This window comes from Thiohalorhabdus denitrificans, assembly GCF_001399755.1.
In the GTDB taxonomy this organism is placed as follows: domain Bacteria; phylum Pseudomonadota; class Gammaproteobacteria; order Thiohalorhabdales; family Thiohalorhabdaceae; genus Thiohalorhabdus; species Thiohalorhabdus denitrificans.
Genome location: NZ_LJCP01000011.1, coordinates 245,629 through 261,443 on the forward strand (window position 1 = coordinate 245,629; position 15,815 = coordinate 261,443).

The 15,815-nt window shown below is 69.8% G+C and carries 13 protein-coding genes; 8 read left to right on the forward strand and 5 right to left on the reverse strand.

The genetic code is table 11. The annotated features are described in order from the left end of the window. The first annotated feature begins 72 nt into the window (after positions 1 to 72). From AN478_RS10610 to AN478_RS10645, 8 genes are all read left to right on the forward strand, one after another. On the forward strand, positions 73 to 690 hold the full coding sequence (locus tag AN478_RS10610; protein WP_054966585.1) for a superoxide dismutase: 618 nt from the start codon (positions 73 to 75) through the stop codon (positions 688 to 690). A gap of 192 nt (positions 691 to 882) precedes the next feature. Then, positions 883 to 1,890: a pyruvate dehydrogenase (acetyl-transferring) E1 component subunit alpha gene (gene pdhA / locus AN478_RS10615; RefSeq protein ID WP_054966586.1), complete on the forward strand. Its 1,008-nt coding sequence runs from the start codon at positions 883 to 885 to the stop codon at positions 1,888 to 1,890. A gap of 3 nt (positions 1,891 to 1,893) precedes the next feature. Further along, on the forward strand, positions 1,894 to 2,871 hold the full coding sequence (locus tag AN478_RS10620) for an alpha-ketoacid dehydrogenase subunit beta (protein ID WP_054966587.1): 978 nt from the start codon (positions 1,894 to 1,896) through the stop codon (positions 2,869 to 2,871). Positions 2,872 to 2,873: 2 nt separating this feature from the next. After that, positions 2,874 to 5,549 carry an FAD-dependent oxidoreductase gene (locus AN478_RS10625; RefSeq protein ID WP_054966588.1) on the forward strand — a complete coding sequence of 892 codons (2,676 nt, stop codon included), beginning with the start codon at positions 2,874 to 2,876 and terminating at the stop codon, positions 5,547 to 5,549. A 206-nt stretch (positions 5,550 to 5,755) separates the two neighbouring features. Then, complete coding sequence (locus tag AN478_RS10630) at positions 5,756 to 6,256, forward strand: Crp/Fnr family transcriptional regulator (RefSeq protein WP_054966589.1); 501 nt, start codon at positions 5,756 to 5,758, stop codon at positions 6,254 to 6,256. A gap of 149 nt (positions 6,257 to 6,405) precedes the next feature. After that, on the forward strand, positions 6,406 to 7,929 hold the full coding sequence (gene traF, locus AN478_RS10635) for a conjugal transfer protein TraF (RefSeq protein WP_054966590.1): 1,524 nt from the start codon (positions 6,406 to 6,408) through the stop codon (positions 7,927 to 7,929). Between the two features lie 79 nt (positions 7,930 to 8,008). Further along, positions 8,009 to 8,488: a peroxiredoxin gene (locus AN478_RS10640; RefSeq protein WP_054966591.1), complete on the forward strand. Its 480-nt coding sequence runs from the start codon at positions 8,009 to 8,011 to the stop codon at positions 8,486 to 8,488. Positions 8,489 to 8,625: 137 nt separating this feature from the next. Further along, positions 8,626 to 9,858 (forward strand): TraB/GumN family protein, encoded by a 1,233-nt coding sequence (locus AN478_RS10645; protein ID WP_082433036.1) that lies wholly within the window; start codon positions 8,626 to 8,628, stop codon positions 9,856 to 9,858. A 195-nt stretch (positions 9,859 to 10,053) separates the two neighbouring features. Here the strand turns inward: AN478_RS10645 and AN478_RS10650 are convergent, their stop codons facing one another. The 5 genes from AN478_RS10650 to AN478_RS10670 form a co-directional block, all read right to left on the reverse strand. Then, complete coding sequence (locus tag AN478_RS10650) at positions 10,054 to 11,220, reverse strand: GNAT family N-acetyltransferase (RefSeq protein WP_054966592.1); 1,167 nt, start codon at positions 11,218 to 11,220, stop codon at positions 10,054 to 10,056. Positions 11,221 to 11,294: 74 nt separating this feature from the next. After that, entirely contained in the window at positions 11,295 to 12,041 is a 747-nt protein-coding gene (locus AN478_RS10655) for a lysophospholipid acyltransferase family protein (protein ID WP_231627394.1), read from the reverse strand. Next, the gene (gmhB, locus tag AN478_RS10660) at positions 12,035 to 12,604 is read right to left on the reverse strand and encodes a D-glycero-beta-D-manno-heptose 1,7-bisphosphate 7-phosphatase (RefSeq protein ID WP_399354339.1); all 570 of its coding nucleotides are present in this window, start codon (positions 12,602 to 12,604) and stop codon (positions 12,035 to 12,037) included. Before gmhB ends, AN478_RS10655 begins: the two co-directional genes overlap by 7 nt. 5 nt (positions 12,605 to 12,609) lie before the next feature. Then, on the reverse strand, positions 12,610 to 14,796 hold the full coding sequence (gene glyS / locus AN478_RS10665; RefSeq protein WP_054966593.1) for a glycine--tRNA ligase subunit beta: 2,187 nt from the start codon (positions 14,794 to 14,796) through the stop codon (positions 12,610 to 12,612). Next, positions 14,793 to 15,671: a glycine--tRNA ligase subunit alpha gene (locus tag AN478_RS10670; RefSeq protein ID WP_054966594.1), complete on the reverse strand. Its 879-nt coding sequence runs from the start codon at positions 15,669 to 15,671 to the stop codon at positions 14,793 to 14,795. Before AN478_RS10670 ends, glyS begins: the two co-directional genes overlap by 4 nt. Positions 15,672 to 15,815 lie beyond the last annotated feature (144 nt).

Genomic DNA, 15,815 nt, shown 5'->3' on the forward strand with positions numbered 1-15,815 from the left:
AGCCGGAACGATTTTGACCGACCCCTTGGGAAGTTACCTACGTTTCGCCCAGGAAAACCAGGAGGGGCCAGAATGTCCGTATATTCTGTCCGCGAAGAGCTGAAGCCGTCCGGCCTCAACGGCATTTCGGACGAGCAGATCAATGATCACTGGAATCTGTACGTCGGCTACGTGAACAACGCCAACGCCCTGCACAAGGAGCTCGCCGACATGCGGGCCAACGGGCAGGGCGGCACCGCCGCCTACACCGACCGTCGGCGCCGCTTCGGCTTCGAGTACGACGGCATGGTGCTGCACGAGTACTACTTCGGCAACCTCAAGGCCGGCGTGAGCCGCAACGACAGCGGCGCCTTCTCCAAGGCCGTGGCCGAGCAGTTCGGCTCCGTGGAGGCCTGGATCGAGGACTTCAAGACCTGCGGCAAGTCCCGCGGCATCGGCTGGGCCGTGGCCTACTTTGATCCGGCCACCGGCCAGATCAACAACCACTTCATCCAGCACCACGAGGACGGCCACATCGCCGGCTTCGCCCCGCTCGCCATCATGGACTGCTTCGAGCACGCCTGGATGGTCGACCACGGGGCCGGCGGCCGCGGCGCCTACATCGACGCCGTGGTGGAGAACCTCAACTGGGACGTGCTCGACGAGCGGACCCAGGCGGCCCAGGAAGGCAAGATCTGGAAGCGCTTCTAGGCCGGACGGTTTTTCGTTCGCATTCCGGGCGCCCCTTGCGGGGCGCCATTTTTACGAATGGGGAACGAAACCGGGTGACTTGACCTGGGAAGGCCTTCCGGGAATCATACGCTGCCGGCGAAAATGCGCTGTCGCCACGGCAACCGGTGCTCGCCGTACGCATAAGCCCGCATTGCAAAGAAAGGACGTGCCATGGAAGCCGCAGACCGCAAGCGGTTGCTCCAGGAAATGGTATTCGCGCGGCGTTTCGAGGAACGCACCGCCGAGGCCTACCATCACCGGGACATAGGGGGGTTCCTGCACCTGTATCCGGGTCAGGAAGCTTGCGCTTTCGGGGTCCTTGAACAGGCGCGCATGGGGCACGACTACGTGATCACCGGCTACCGGGACCACGTCCACGCCCTGAAGTGCGGCGCGGACCCCAAGGAAGTCATGGCCGAGCTGTACGGCAAGGAGACCGGGTCCTCCCGGGGCCGCGGCGGCTCCATGCACATCTTCGATGTGAAGAACCACTTCATGGGCGGCTACGCCCTGGTGGGCGAGCCCTACCCCCTGGCGGCGGGCCTGGCCAAGGGCATCAAGATGAAGGGCACCGACCAGATCGCCATCTGCTTCCTGGGCGACGGCGCCAACAACCAGGGCACCTTCCACGAGACCCTGAACATGGCCCAGCTCTGGGAGCTGCCCGTGCTGTTCGTCTGCGAGAACAACCTCTACGCCATCGGCACCTCCCTGGAGCGCTCCACCCCGGCCCACGACCAGTACCTGCGGGCCCAGTCCTACAAGATGGAGGCGGATCAGGTGGACGGCCAGGACATCGACACGGTCATGGAGGCCGCCGAGAAGGCGGTGGACTTCGTTCGCTCCGGCAAGGGCCCGTACTTCCTGGAGCTGATGACCTACCGCCTGCGGGGCCACTCCATGTCCGATTCCGGGCGCGGCTACCGTTCCGAGGACGAAATCAAGCAGTGGATGGAGCGCGACCCCATCTACCTGTTCCGGGACCGGCTGGTGGAGGAAGGCGTCCTCACCGCCGACGAGTTCGAGCAGATGGACAAGGACGCCCAGCAGCACGTGGACGACGAGGTGATCCCGTTCGCCGAGAACAGCCCCGAGCCGGACGTGGGCGACCTCCACAAGTACGTGCTCAGCGACGACGACAGCTGCGCCATGGGCCAAATCGCGGGCGGAGGGAAGTAAGCGATGGCGGAGATTTTCTACTGGGACGCCGTGCGCCGGGCCCATGACGAGGAGATGGCCAACGATCCCCTGGTATTCGCCATGGGCGAGGACATCGGCCTTCCCGGCGGCACCTACAAGGCCACGCAGGGCCTGTTCGACAAGTATGGCGAAGAGCGGGTGATGGACACCCCGATCTCGGAGAACAGCTACACCGGCATCGGCGTGGGCGCCTCCATGATCGGGGCCCGCCCCATCGTCGAGATCATGTCGGTGAACTTCGCCCTGCTGGCCACCGACCAGATCATCAACGCCGCGGCCAAGATCCGCTACATGTCCGGCGGGCAGGTGGGCTGCCCGGTGGTGGTCCGCAGCCCGGGCGGCGTGGCCCACCAGCTCGGCGCCCAGCACTCCGGCCGCCTGGAGAAGCTGTTCGCCGGCACCTCCGGCCTGCGCGTGGTAACCCCGGCCTTTCCCGTGGACGCCTACGGCATGCTCAAGACCGCCGTCCGCTGCGACGATCCGGTGGTGATCCTGGAGCACGAGGCCATCTACAACCTCAAGGGCGAGGTGCCGGACGAGGAGTACTTCGCGCCGCTGGAGGGCGCCCGGGTGGTGCGCGAGGGCACCGACGTCACCCTGATCGGCTACCTCATGAGCACCCACTGGAACCTGGCCGCCGCCGACAAGCTGGCGGAGCAGGGCATCTCCGCGGAGGTCATCGACCTGCGCAGCCTCAAGCCCATCGACGCCGACACCCTGCGGACCTCCCTGGCCAAGACGCACAAGGCGGTGATCTGCACCGAGGACGAGGCCCCGGTGGGCATGAGCGCCGAGATCATGGCCGTCCTCAACGAGCAGTGCTTCTTCGAGCTGGACGCCCCGCCGGTGCGGGTCACCGCCGAGGACGTGCCGATCCCGTACAACCACACCCTCGAGAAGGCCGCGCTGCCCGACGCGGACAAGATCGCGACGGCCACGCAGAAACTGCTGGGGCACTGACCATGGCGAGCAGCTACACCATCAAGATGCCGCAGCTCTCGGACACCATGACCGAGGGCGTGCTGGTGGAGTGGGAGAAGCAGCCCGGGGACCACGTGGCGCGCGGCGACGTGGTGGCCCAGGTGGAGACCGACAAGGCCATCATGGACGTGGAGGTCTTCCGCGAGGGCTACCTTTCCGGGCCCATCGCCCCCGTGGACGCCACCGTGCCCGTGGGCGATCCCCTGGCCTACCTGGTGGAGTCCCCTGAGGAGGTGGTCCACGAGGAGGCCGAGGGCGGCGCCCCGGCGGCCCAGGCCGAGGAATCCGCTCCGGCCGGCGAGGAAAAGCCTGCCGAGCCGCAGACCCCCGCCACCGAGCAGCCGGCCGCCGAGGCCCCGCAGCAGGCGGCCGGGCCGCAGGCCCCCGCGCCCCGGCCCAAGGGCAAGAAGGCCACCCCCTACTCCCGCGTCCTGGCGCGGCTGCTGGGTGTGGACCTGGAGCGCCTGACCGGCACCGGCCCCGAAGGCGAGATCACCGCCAAGGACGTGGAGGCCGCCGCCCCGGCGGGGGCCGCCGCCGGCGGTGAGCCCGCCAGCGGGGCGGTGGCGCCGCGGCGCTCCATCCCCGGCCACGAGCGGGACATGACCTCCCTGGAGCGGGCGGTGGCGCACAACATGCAGGACGCGCTCACCATGCCGCTGTTCCGGGTGAGCATGCACGCCCATCCGGAGCGCCTGCAGCAGGCCGCCAAGTCCATGGGCATCAGCTTCACCATCCTGCTGGCCCGGGCCTGCGGCGAGGCCATCAAGCAGCACCCCGCCATGAACAACGCCTACCAGTTCGGCGACAAGATCGTCGAGCGCTCCAACGTGGACGTGGGCATCGCCGTGGAGGCGGACAAGGGCGGCCTGGTGGTGCCCGTGCTGCGCGACGTGAACAACCGCGAGCTGTCCGACCTGGCCACCGGCTGGAAGGACCTGGTGAGTCGCGCCCGTCAGCGCCGCCTCACCCCGGCCGAGTACGAGCACCCCACCTTCATGCTCTCCAACCTGGGCATGTTCGGCGTGGAACACTTCGACGCCATCCCGGTGCCGGGCGCCAGCGGCATCCTGGCGGTGGGCTCGGTGACCGAGCAGGGCATGGGCCTGACCCTGTCCTGCGACCACCGCGTCATCAACGGCGCCGACGCCGCCCGCTACCTGGGGGACCTCAAGGCCCTCATCGAGAACCCGGACGCCTGGCTGGAGGGCGGCTTCCCGCTCATCCCCGAGGGGGACTGGGACGTGGAGGTGGCGGTCATCGGCGGCGGCACCGGCGGCGAGGACGCCGCCCGCGAGCTGGCCGAGAACGGCCACAAGGTGGCCCTGATCAACGACGGCGAACTGCCCGGCGGCGAATGCCTGTGGCGCGGCTGTATCCCCTCCAAGGCGTGGCGGGCGAGCGCCAACCGCCTGCGCGACCGCGAGGGCGACAGCCTGCTCGGCGTGGAGGGCACCGACCAGGGCACGCTCAACTGGAACGCCCTGGAGGAGCACCGCAAGAACGTGCTCCAGACCCGCGGCGAGATGGCCTACAAGGCGGACAAGGGCCTGAAGATCGATTACCGCCAGGGCCGGGGGCGGCTCACCGGCGACCACAGCCTCGCCTACACGGACGCCGACGGCAACGAGCAGGAGCTCACCTTCGGCGCCGCCATTATCGCCACCGGGGCGCCGCCCTTCGTGCCGCCCATCCCGGGCGCCGACAAGGAAGGCGTGGAGACCTCCAACTCCATCTGGTACCTGCCCGAACCGCCGAAGCGCCTGGCCGTCATCGGCGCCGGCGCCATCGGCCTGGAGATGGCGCAGATCTTCCGCGATTTCGGCGCGGAGGTGACCACCTTCGAGGTGCAGGACCGCGTGCTGCCCGAGGTGGAGGGCGAGGTGGCCAAGACCCTCACCCAGGTCCTGGAGGGCGAGGAGCGCTTGACCCTGCACCTGGGCGCCAAGGTGGACCAGATCGACGGCGCCGTGGGCGACATGACCGTCCACTACACCGACGCCGAGGGCAACGCCGGCACCGTGCAGGTGGACCGGGTGCTGGTGGCCACCGGCAAGCGGCCCAACTTCGAGGGCTTCGGCCTGGAGGCCGCCGGGGTGGAGACCGACAACGGCTTCATCAAGGTGGACGACCGCTGCCGCACCAGCGTGCCGCACATCTTCGCCGTGGGCGACGTCATCCCGGGCCTCATGCTGGCGCACACCGCCGCCACCCAGGGCCGCGTGGCCGCCTCCAACCTGCTCGGCGAGCGCGCCCGCTACGACCAGGCCCTGGACTGCGGCGTGATCTTCACCCGTCCCGAGGCCGCCTTCGCCGGCCTCACCGAGGAGCAGGCCAAGGAGGCCGGCTACGACCCGGTCGCCGCCAAGACCCTGGTGAAGATCGACGCCATGGCCATGATCGAGGGCGAGGAGGACGGCCTCATCAAGATGGTGGTGGACAAGACCACCCACCGCATCCTGGGCGTCCACATCCTCGCCGACCACGCCGACAACCTCATCGGCGAGGCGGTCATGATGGTCTCCGGGCGCATGACGGTGGAGCAGGTGGCCGAGGCCATCCATCCCCACCCGACGCAGACGGAGATGTTCGGCGACCTGGCCCGGCGGCTGCTGTCCCGCCTCAAGCGGGCGGCGAAGAAGAAGGCCAAGTCCTGAACGGTACTCGGAGCCTGTAGGAGCGGCGTCCTCGCCGCGACCGGGGCCGGCCGCAGTGGTCCTGCTGTAGGAGGCGGCCGCGATGGCCGTCCGAGCCTGATGGTCGCGGCCGGGACGGCCGCTCCTACAGGGCCTTTCTGGCGCCGTATCATCCAGGCCGTTTTGATACCCTGTTCCGACGGACCTACCTGTTGGAGTGCAGCGCGATGACCGACAACCAGAAGTTCGAGCTGGCCGACTTCCTCAAGCACCAGCACCTGTGCCGGTCCATGACCCTCCAGGAGATCGACAAGCTCCTGGACTTCCTCTCCTACGAGGAGTTCGACCGCGACGAGGTCATCGCCGACATCGGGCAGGTGGGCGAGAACCTCTACCTGGTGGTCTCCGGGGAGGTGAAGCTGGAGCACCGCGACGCCACCGGATCTGAGGTGGAAGCGGGCCGCCTGTTCGAGGGCGAGCTGGCCGGGGAGATGTCCTTCTTTGACCGCCAGCCCCGCAGCGTTCGGATGGGCGCCGGCACCGAGAAGACGGGGGTCCTGCGCCTGTCCCGGGAGATGTACAAGCGCCTCCGCGTCGAGCACCCCTACCTGGCCGTGAACCTCCTGGAGCACGCCCTCATCAGCCTCGACCACCTGTTCCGGCGCATCAGCACCGAGTACAGCCAGGTGACCGAGTACATCAGCGGGGGCGGCACCCAGAAGGGCTGACGCCCAACCCGCCGTGATCCCCTGGCGGCCCCGGCCCTTCGGCCGGGGCCGCTGCTTTGTGGGCGCGTTTTTGGTACCGTACGGTGTTTCCTTGAGTAAATTGGGGAATACCCTTACCAAACGGGCTCATACTAGGGGGATCAAGCGCCATGCCCACCCGGGATCGCCACCACCGCAACCTCCCCGCCGCGCGCGCCCTGGCCGCCCTGGCCGGCGCCATCACCCTCACCCTGGGCACCGGCACCGCCAGCGCCATGGACACTTTCTTTGTCGGGGCGCGCGGCCAGGGCATGGCCGGCTCGCTCACCGCCGCTGTGGACGACACCGACGCCCAGTACTACAACCCCGCGGCCTTCGGCTTCTTCGGCCAGCGCACGCCCGGGGGCTACCGTTCCCCTAACGACAACAATCACCTCGCCCGCAAGGACTTCGGCCTCGGCGTGGACGCCGGGGCCGGCATCCGCATGCACGGGGAGATGGCCCACTACCTGGACACCCTCGCCGACGCCAACCTGGACGACCTGACCAACGGCATCGACGACCAGCAGGAGGCCCAGGCCCTCCTGGATCTCACCACCAGCCTCGGCGGCATCGACGACAAGGACAACGCCTTCCTGGCCGATGTGAACGGCGGGGTGGGGACCCGGGTGGGCAGCTGGGGCCTGGGGGTGCGGGTCCTGGGGCAGTCTTCGGGGCGGGTCACCGAGCTGGACACCCAGAACCTCGGAATCGACACGGCTGAACTTAATAACGAGATCCAGGGCAACATTACCGACAACACCCGCACCGTGGATCAGCTCCAGGTCTTCACCGACAGCCAGCATCAGGACCTATCGGACGCCGGCCTGGAGGATCAGACCATCGCCGACCTGGACTACCTGGCGGAGGAGCAGGGCCTGACCAGCGAGGACACGGAGGGAACCACCCAGGTGCTTGCCGACGTGGCCCAATCCTCGGGGAGCGGGACCGGGACCTCGGTTTCAAACAACCAGACCGTGGTCACCCTGCAAGGCTTCGGCGTCGCGGAAGTTCCGCTGAGCTACGGTCACGCCATCAACGATCACTGGTCCGTGGGCGGCAACCTGAAGATCATGCGCGGACGGGTCTACGGCAACCAGGTGCGGGTCTTCGACAACGATTCCGGCGACACCATCGCCAAGACCGACGAGGAGTACAAGGAGACCACCACCGTCGGCGCCGACCTCGGCCTCATGGGGCGCTACGAGATGGTCAATGTCGGCCTCATGGCCCGCAACCTGAACAGCCCCACCTTCGAGGGCTTCCGCGACTCCGATAACAACCAGAAGTACGAGGACGTCACCCTGGATCCGCAGGTGCGCGCCGGCGTCGCCTTCATCCCCCACGAAACCGTGACCCTCGCCGTGGACTACGACATCACCGCCAACGAGACGGTCCTGCGGGACTACGACACCCAGTTCCTGTCGGGCGGCTTCGAGTGGGACATCCTGCGGGTTCTGGCGCTGCGCGCCGGGGCCTACAAGAACCTAGCGGAGGACGACATCGGCGTGGTCTACACCGCCGGCCTGGGGCTGAACCTGTGGGCGGTCCGCGCCGACGTGGCCGCCGCCATGTCCCCCGAGGAAACCACCGTCGACGGCGACGAGATCCCCCGGGAGGTGCGCGCCACCGCCGAGGTGACCGTGGACTTCTGAAGGGCCGGCCGCTGTGCGGTAGAATCGCGGGCCCGCCCTTCGGGGTGGGCCTTTTTCCGTCGCCACCGGGAGGGAATGCATGAGCGAGGAGAACGTCACGGAGGGCGTGACCGCCCCCGATTTCGAGCTGGAGGCCACCCGCGACGGCAAGGTGCGGCTGTCGGATCTGCGCGGCCGGCCGGTGGTGCTGTACTTCTATCCCCGCGATAACACCCCGGGCTGCACGCAGGAAGGCCAGGAGTTCCGGGACCTGTACCCGCAATTCCAGGAGCTCGGCGCCGAGGTCCTCGGGGTGTCCCGCGACAGCCTGGCCAGCCACGAGAAATTCGCCGCCAAGCAGGAGTTTCCGTTCCCCCTGCTCGCCGATCCCGAGGAGGAGGCCTGCGGCGCCTACGGGGTCATGAAGGAAAAGAACATGTACGGCAAGAAGGTCTGGGGCATCGAGCGCTCCACCTTCGTCATCGACGCCGAGGGGATGATCCGCCACGCCCATCGCAAGGTGAAGGTGGCCGGCCACGCCGAGCAGGTGCTGGAGGAGGTGAAGGCCCTCGCCGGGTGAGCGGTAACCAACCGGCGAGCCCGCACGCCGCGACGCGCCCGGAGCCCTGCAAGGGCTTCCAGGCGCCAGATGGTTAGGCGAACTCCCCGCCCTCCGGTACCATTACGCGGAGACCCCCGCAAAAAGAAACGCATCCCATGGATCAGGCAGCCCGACCGGCCGGCCAGGAGGCGGCACCCATTCCCACCGAAGGACCCACCCGAACCATCCAGCTGGGAGAGACCCGGATCACCCTTCTCGGCACGGCCCACGTTTCCCGGGCCAGTGCCGAGGAGGTGACCGAGCAGATCCGCAGCGGCCGCTACGACGCGGTGGCCGTGGAGCTGTGCCCCTCCCGCTACCGCACCCTCACCCAGCCCGAGGCGTGGGGGGAAATGGACCTGTTCCGGGTCATCCGCGAGGGGCGCGCCGGCATGCTCGCCTCCCACCTCGCCCTCACCGCCTATCAGCAGCGGCTGGCGGACCAGCTCGGCGTCGACCCCGGCGCCGAGATGCGCTCGGCCATCGACGCCGCCGAGGAGGCGGACCTGCCGCTGTGGTGCGTGGACCGCGAGGTGGGCACCACCCTCAAGCGGCTCCTGTGGGGCGTCCCCTGGACCCAGCGCCTGTCCCTGATGGGCGGCCTCCTGACCAGCTTCCTCAGTCGGGACCGGGTTACCGAGGAGGAGATCGAGCGCCTCAAGGAGGGCGACTGGCTGGAGAGCACCTTCGGCGAGTTCGCCGAGCGCTCGCCGCTGCTCTACGAGCACCTGGTCCAGGAGCGGGACCGCTACATGGTGGGCCGTCTGCGCCAGGAGCTGGAGGGGGACGGCCCCCGCCACGTGCTGGTGGTGATCGGCGCCGGCCACCTCGCCGGCATGGCGGAGCGCCTGGAGCATCCCCCGGAGACCGAGCCCGCCGCGGAGCTCGCCGAGCTGGATCGGCTTCCCCCCAAGAAGCGCTGGCTGCGCGCCATCCCCTGGGTGGTGGTGGCGGCGGTGGTGGTCGGCTTCGTCATCGGCTTCCAGCGCAGCCCGGAGCTGGGACTGCAGATGGTCGGCGAGTGGGTGCTCATCAACGGCGGGCTCAGCGCCCTGGGCGCCGCCCTCGCCGGGGCCCATATCCTGACGATCCTGGGCGCCTTCCTGGCCGCGCCGCTCACCTCCCTGAACCCCACCGTGGGGGCCGGCATGGTGGTGGCGGCCATCGAGGCCGGCCTGCGCCGGCCCCGAGTGGCCGACTTCACCACCCTCCGCAACCAGGTCACCCACCTGCAGGGCTGGTGGAAAAATCGCGTGGCCCGCATCCTGCTGGTGTTCGTGCTCTCCACCCTCGGCTCGGCGGTGGGCACCTACCTGGCCGGTTTCCGCATCATCGGCAAGCTGGTTTAAAGGAAAAGGGAACCGCAGAGGCGCGGAGGGCGCGGAGAAAAACATGCCCCGGGGCTAAGAGCGCAGTTGTAGGAGCGGCGTCCTCGCCGCGACCGGTGCCCGAGCCGGCCGGAATCGCGGCGTGGACGCCGCTCCTACGAATGGCCACCATCCGGAATCATTCCGTCGTTCTCCGCGGCCTCTGCGTCTCCGCGGTCAATCCCCCGCTTCCCGCACTCCCACCTCCAAACCATCCCTGAACGGCAAATGTCCGGCCGCCTCCTCGGCGTAGGCCCGGATCTGCGGCGTCTCCCGTTCCAGGAAGTCCCCCACCGCCTGGCGCAGCCCGGGATGGCGGATCCAGTGGGCGCTGCTGGTGATGGTGGGGACGAAGCCGCGCTTGAGCTTGTGCTCGCCCTGGGCGCCTCCCTCGAAACGCTCCAGCCCGTGGGCGATGGCGTAGTCGATGCCGCGGTAGAAGCACACCTCGAAGTGGAGGAAATCGTGCTCTTCCAGGGCGCTCCAGTAGCGGCCGTACAGGGCGGTGTCCGATCGCAGGTTGAGGGCCCCGGCCACGTACTCCCCGTCCCGATGGGCGGTCACCAGCACGACCCGGTCGCCCAGGGTTCGCCCCAGTTTTTCGAAGAAGGCCCGGTTCAGGTAGGCGGGGGCGCCGCGCATCTCGGTGGTGATGGCGTAGCCCTCGTGGAAGGCCGCCCACAGCTCCGGGGAAACCTCGTGGCCGTGGTGGACGGCGATCTCCAGGCCCGTCTCCGCCGCCCGGCGGCGCTCCTTGCGCGCCTGCTTGCGCTTGGCCGAGGAGAAATCGGCCAGGAAACCCTCGAAATCGGTGTATCCCCGGTTGTACCAGTGGAACTGCACGTCCCGCCGGCCCAGGTAGCCGGCGGCCTCCAGGGCCCGCTGGTCCGCCGGCCGCGGAAACAGCCATTGCACCGCCCCGCAGCGGAAGCGGTCGGCGAGCTCCGTGGCGGTTGTAAGCAAGCGCTCGCGCACGGCCTCGCCGTCCCTCCCCTCCGCCACCAACAGGCGGGCTCCGGTGACCGGGGAGAAGGGCACCGCCGCCACCAGCTTGGGGTAGTAGGGCACCCCGGCGCGCTCCGCGCCCCCCGCCCAGCCCCAGTCGAAGACGTACTCGCCGAAGGAGTGGTCCTTGAGGTAGAGGGGCGCGGCGCCCACCAGCGTGCCCGCCTCGTCGCGGACCCCGATCGGCGCGGGGTGCCAGCCGGTACCCGGGCCCACGCAGCCGGTGCGCTCCAGGGCGGACAGGAAGGCATGGGAGAGGAAGGGATCGTCCCCGGCCAGGGCGTCCCATTCGGCCGCGGGAAAGGAAGCGATGTCGTCGCGGTGCTCGGATTCGTACATGGGCTGGCACCGGATGGTGGGGGTGACCGTGGGCGGGGTCTGGGATGGCGGGGAGGAGGCAGGGAGGCCCGGAACTAGGTGTGCACGGCCTCCCGAATGGGCTCCGGACGGTCCTCCAGCTCCACCATCTGCTCCTCGATCCAGTCACGCACGGCCCGGTTCAGCCCCGCGGCGGTGTAGCCCTCGGGCTCGAACGTCGGACCGATGCGCACGGTGATGGTTCCAGGGTGCTTCCGCCAGTCCCCGCGCCCCCAAAGGCGGCCGGAGTTCAGGGCCACGGGCACCACCGGCGCCCCCGCCGCCACCGCCAGCCGCGCCCCGCCCTGGGCGTACTTGCCGGTCTCGCCGGGCGCCACCCGGGTGCCCTCGGGGAACACCACCACCCAGCGCCCCGAGGCGAGATGGGCCTGGCCCTTCTCCTCCACCTGGCGCAGGGCCTCCCGGCCCGAGCCGCGGTCGATACCGATCTCCTCCAGGGCCACCAGGGACCAGCCGTAGAAGGGGATGCGGAACAGGTCCCGCTTCAGCACCCAGGAGAGGTGGGCCGGGAAGAAGGTGCGGTAGGCGATGGTCTCCCAGGCGGACTGGTGCTTGGAGAGGATCACCGCCGGATAGTCGGGGAGGTTCTCCAGGCCCTCCACGCGGTGGCGGATGCCGCAGGTCAGGCGCAGCCAGAAGAGCACGGTCCGGCACCAGCCGCGGGCGATGGCTTCGCGCACGGCGAAGGGCAGCGGCCAGGCCGCCAGCAGGGGGATGGCGAACAACGGCGTCACCACCCCCAGACCCAGGTAGAACAGCACCGTGCGCACGGCGGTCAGCACGCCGCCTCCTCCCGGGCCGGGCCCAGCAGGGCCGCCACGAAGGCCGCCAGATCGTCGTGGACGACGGTGCCCGCCGGCAGCGCACCGGCCTCGGTGGCACCGCCCTTGCCGGTGCGTACCAGCACCGGGGGTGCGCCGGCGGCGGCGGCCGCCTCCAGGTCCCGGGCGGCGTCGCCCACGAAGGGCATCTCCCCCGGATCGCGGCCGAAATGGACCGCCGCCTGCCGGATCAGGCCGGGCAGCGGCTTGCGGCAGTCGCAGCGGTTCGCGTCCACGTGCGGGCAGTGGAAGACGGCGTCGATGCGGCCGCCGGCGGCCGCCGCCTCCTCGCGCATCCGCCCATGGATGGCCTCCAGGGTCTCCGGGGCCAGGATGCCCTTGTTCACGCAGGACTGGTTGGTGAGCACGCCCACCCGCACGCCGGCCCCGTGCAGCCGCGCCAGGGCCTCCCGGACCCCGGGCAGCCAGACCCACTCCGCCAGGGATTTCACGTAGTCGGTGCGGTCCTCGTTGAGCACGCCGTCGCGATCGAGCAGGATCACCGGCGGGGTCTCCATCGCCATGCCCGCTACCCCGGCAGCTTGGACAGGTCGGCCACCCGCAGGAAGGCGGCGTGGATGGTCCCCAGCAGCGCCAGACGGTTGCGCCGCACGGCGTCGTCCTCGGCCATCACCAGCACGGCGTCGAAGAACCGGTCGGCGGGCTCGCGCAGCTCCGCCAGCGCCAGGAGGGCCGTGGTGTAGTCGCCGGCCTCCACGGCGGCCTGGAAGCGCGGGCGCACCCCCTCGAAGGCCTCGGCCAGGGCCCGCTCCTCGGCCTCGGTGAGGGCCTCGGCGTCGTAGCCCTCCGGCACCTCCTCCTCCGCCTTGCGCAGGATGTTGCCGATGCGCTTGTTGGCGGCGATGAGGGCCTCGGCATTGGGGTGGGCCAGCAGGGCCAGCAGGCCCTTGAGCCGCAGGTGGGCATCAAAGGGGTCGGTGGGACGCAGGCTGAGGATGGCGGCCACCTGGTTCTTATCGGGCCCGGCTACGGCCCCGGCGCCCTGCTCCGCGGTCACCTGTTCCGCCCCGGCCACCACGTCCCGGTAAACGGGCTGTCCCACCGCCTCGGTGTACATGGGCTCCAGGCGGTCATTGAGGAAGTCGATGACCGCATTCACCGTCTCCTCCCGGCTCCGCTCCAGCCGGTCGCCGAAGGCCCCGAAGGCCCGCCCCAGCAGGTCCGGGAGATCCAGATGGATGCCCTTCTCGATGGCCATGCGCTGGACGCCGATGGCGGCCCGGCGCAGGGCGAAGGGATCCTTGGTGCCGGTGGGCTCCAGGCCGATGCCGAAGCACCCCACCATGGTGTCCAGGCGGTCCGCGATGGCCAGGGCGGTGCCGGTGGCCGTCTCGGGGAGGCGGTCCTTGGCGTGCCCGGGGCGGTACTGCTCGGCCAGGGCTGCGGCCACCTGGGGATCCTCGCCGTCGGCGGTGGCGTAGTACCCGCCCATGATCCCCTGGAGGTTGTCGAACTCGTCCACCATGTCGGTGAGCAGGTCGGCCTTGGCCAGCCAGCCGGCGCGCTCGGCCAGGGACGCCACGGAGGGGTCGAAGGCCTCCGTCACCGCCGGGGCCAGCACCGCCAGGCGCTCCGCCTTGTCGAACAGGGTGCCGAGCTTGGCCTGGAAGACCACGTGCTTGAGGGCGTCCACCCGCTCGGCCAGGGGCCGCTTGCGGTCCTCCGCCCAGAAGAAGCGGGCGTCCTCCAGACGGGCCCGCAGCACCCGGTCGTGGCCGGCCCGCAGGGCCTCCGGGTCCTTGGAGTCGATGTTGGCCACGCCCACGAAGGTCGGCAGCAGCCCGCCGTCGCCGTCCTCCACCGGGAAGAACTTCTGGTGCTTCTCCATGGAGGTCACCAGCACCTCCTTGGGCAGCTCCAGGAATTTCTCGTCGAAGCCGCCGGTGAAGGGCACCGGCCACTCCACCAGGCCGCTCACCTCCTCCAGCAGGCCTTCGATCAGGTCCCCCTGGGGAATACGGCCGCCGGCCCGCTCGGCCTGGTTGCGGATCTCCGCCTCGATCTGACGGCGCCGCTCGGTGGGGTCCGCCTCCACGAAGGCCTCGTGCAGGAGGCCCCGGTACTCCCCGTCGTCGGCGGCGTCCAGGTGCACCGGATCGGGGGCGTGGTAGCGGTGGCCCCGGGTGAAACGGTCGCTGCTGATGCCGCCCACCTCGAAGGGCACCACGTCCTCGCCGAACAGGGCCAGCAACCAGTGGATGGGCCGGGCGAAGCCCCACTCCTGGTCGCCCCAGCGCATGCGCTTGGGCACCGGTAGGCCCTCGATCACCTGCGGCAGGATCTCGCCCAGCACCTCCATGGCGCCGCGGCCGGTCTGCTGCTCGGTGAAGAACAGGTACTCCCCGCCGTCGGTGGCGCGGCGCTCCAGGTCCTCCGGCCCCACGCCGAAGCGGCCGGCGAAGCCGGTGGCCGCCTTGGTGGGGTTGCCGGAATCGTCGAAGGCCGCGGACACGGGCGGACCGCGGTGCTCCACCTCCCGGTCCGGCTGGCGCTCGGCAACCGCCGGGCAGAACACCGCCAGCCGGCGCGGCGTGGAGTAGGTGCGCGCGGGGCCCTCCCCCAGCAGGTCGTGCTCGCGCAGGGCCGCCTGCAGGGCGCTCTCCAGCTCCGCCGCCAGGCGGGGCTGCATGCCGGCCGGCAGCTCCTCGACGCCGATCTCCAGCAGCAGGGGACGGGTGCTCACTCCCTCACTCATGCCCGCGCCTCCTTCAGGAGCGGATAGCCCAGCTCCTCCCGCCGGTTGAGGTAGCCCTCGGCGCACGCCTTGGCTAGGTCGCGCACCCGACCGATGTAGCGGGCCCGCTCGGTGACGCTGATGGCGTGGCGGGCGTCGAGCATGTTGAACACGTGCGAGCACTTCAGGCACTGGTCGTAGGCGGGCAGGGGCGCCCCCGCCTCCACCAGCCGCTTGGACTCCGCCTCGTGGGCGGTGAACTGGTGGAAGAGCAGATCGGTGTCCGCCAGCTCGAAGTTGTAGCGCGAGAACTCCACCTCGTTCTGGTGGGCGATCTCGCCGTAGGAGAGGTGGTCGTCCCAGGCCAGGTCGTACACCGACTCCACCCCCTGCAGGTACATGGCGATGCGCTCCAGCCCGTAGGTGAGCTCGCCGGTCACCGGGGAGCAATCAAAGCCCCCGGCCTGCTGGAAGTAGGTGAACTGGGCGATCTCCATGCCGTTCAGCCACACCTCCCAGCCCAGCCCCCAGGCGCCCAGGGTGGGCGACTCCCAGTCGTCCTCCACGAAGCGGATGTCGTGGACCAGCGGATCCACGCCCATGCGCCGCAGCGACCCCAGGAACAGCTCCTGGATCTCCAGCGGCGAGGGCTTCAGCACCACCTGGAACTGGTAGTAGTACTGGAGGCGGTTGGGGTTGTCCCCGTAGCGGCCGTCCGTGGGCCGGCGGCTGGGCTGGACGTAGGCGGCCCGCCACGGCTCCGGCCCGAGGGAGCGCAGGAAGGTGGCGGGATGGAAGGTCCCCGCCCCCACCTCCACATCGTAGGGCTGCTGGATGACGCAGCCCTGTTCGGACCAGTACCGCTCCAGGGCGAAGATCAGCTGCTGGAAGTTCACCCGGCTATTTCCTTGCTCGCTTGCAGCGGGGGATGGTGGATTCCGGAAATTCGTTCGGACGCCCATGCCGGGACCGCCATCGGGAAACCAACGGCGAACGGGGGCATTGCGCCCCTTCCCGGGAGGGAAAAGTTTGCCCCCTGC

Excerpts from the sequence above, each read along its gene's own strand:
- AN478_RS10645 (WP_082433036.1), top strand. The coding sequence starts at position 8,626 with ATGGATCAGGCAGCCCGACCGGCCGGCCAGGAGGCGGCACCCATTCCC.
- gmhB (WP_399354339.1), bottom strand. The coding sequence starts at position 12,604 with ATGGCGATGGAGACCCCGCCGGTGATCCTGCTCGATCGCGACGGCGTG.
- AN478_RS10630 (WP_054966589.1), top strand. The coding sequence starts at position 5,756 with ATGACCGACAACCAGAAGTTCGAGCTGGCCGACTTCCTCAAGCACCAG.
- AN478_RS10640 (WP_054966591.1), top strand. The coding sequence starts at position 8,009 with ATGAGCGAGGAGAACGTCACGGAGGGCGTGACCGCCCCCGATTTCGAG.
- glyS (WP_054966593.1), bottom strand. The coding sequence starts at position 14,796 with ATGAGTGAGGGAGTGAGCACCCGTCCCCTGCTGCTGGAGATCGGCGTC.
- pdhA (WP_054966586.1), top strand. The coding sequence starts at position 883 with ATGGAAGCCGCAGACCGCAAGCGGTTGCTCCAGGAAATGGTATTCGCG.
- AN478_RS10650 (WP_054966592.1), bottom strand. The coding sequence starts at position 11,220 with ATGTACGAATCCGAGCACCGCGACGACATCGCTTCCTTTCCCGCGGCC.
- AN478_RS10625 (WP_054966588.1), top strand. The coding sequence starts at position 2,874 with ATGGCGAGCAGCTACACCATCAAGATGCCGCAGCTCTCGGACACCATG.
- traF (WP_054966590.1), top strand. The coding sequence starts at position 6,406 with ATGCCCACCCGGGATCGCCACCACCGCAACCTCCCCGCCGCGCGCGCC.
- AN478_RS10610 (WP_054966585.1), top strand. The coding sequence starts at position 73 with ATGTCCGTATATTCTGTCCGCGAAGAGCTGAAGCCGTCCGGCCTCAAC.
- AN478_RS10620 (WP_054966587.1), top strand. The coding sequence starts at position 1,894 with ATGGCGGAGATTTTCTACTGGGACGCCGTGCGCCGGGCCCATGACGAG.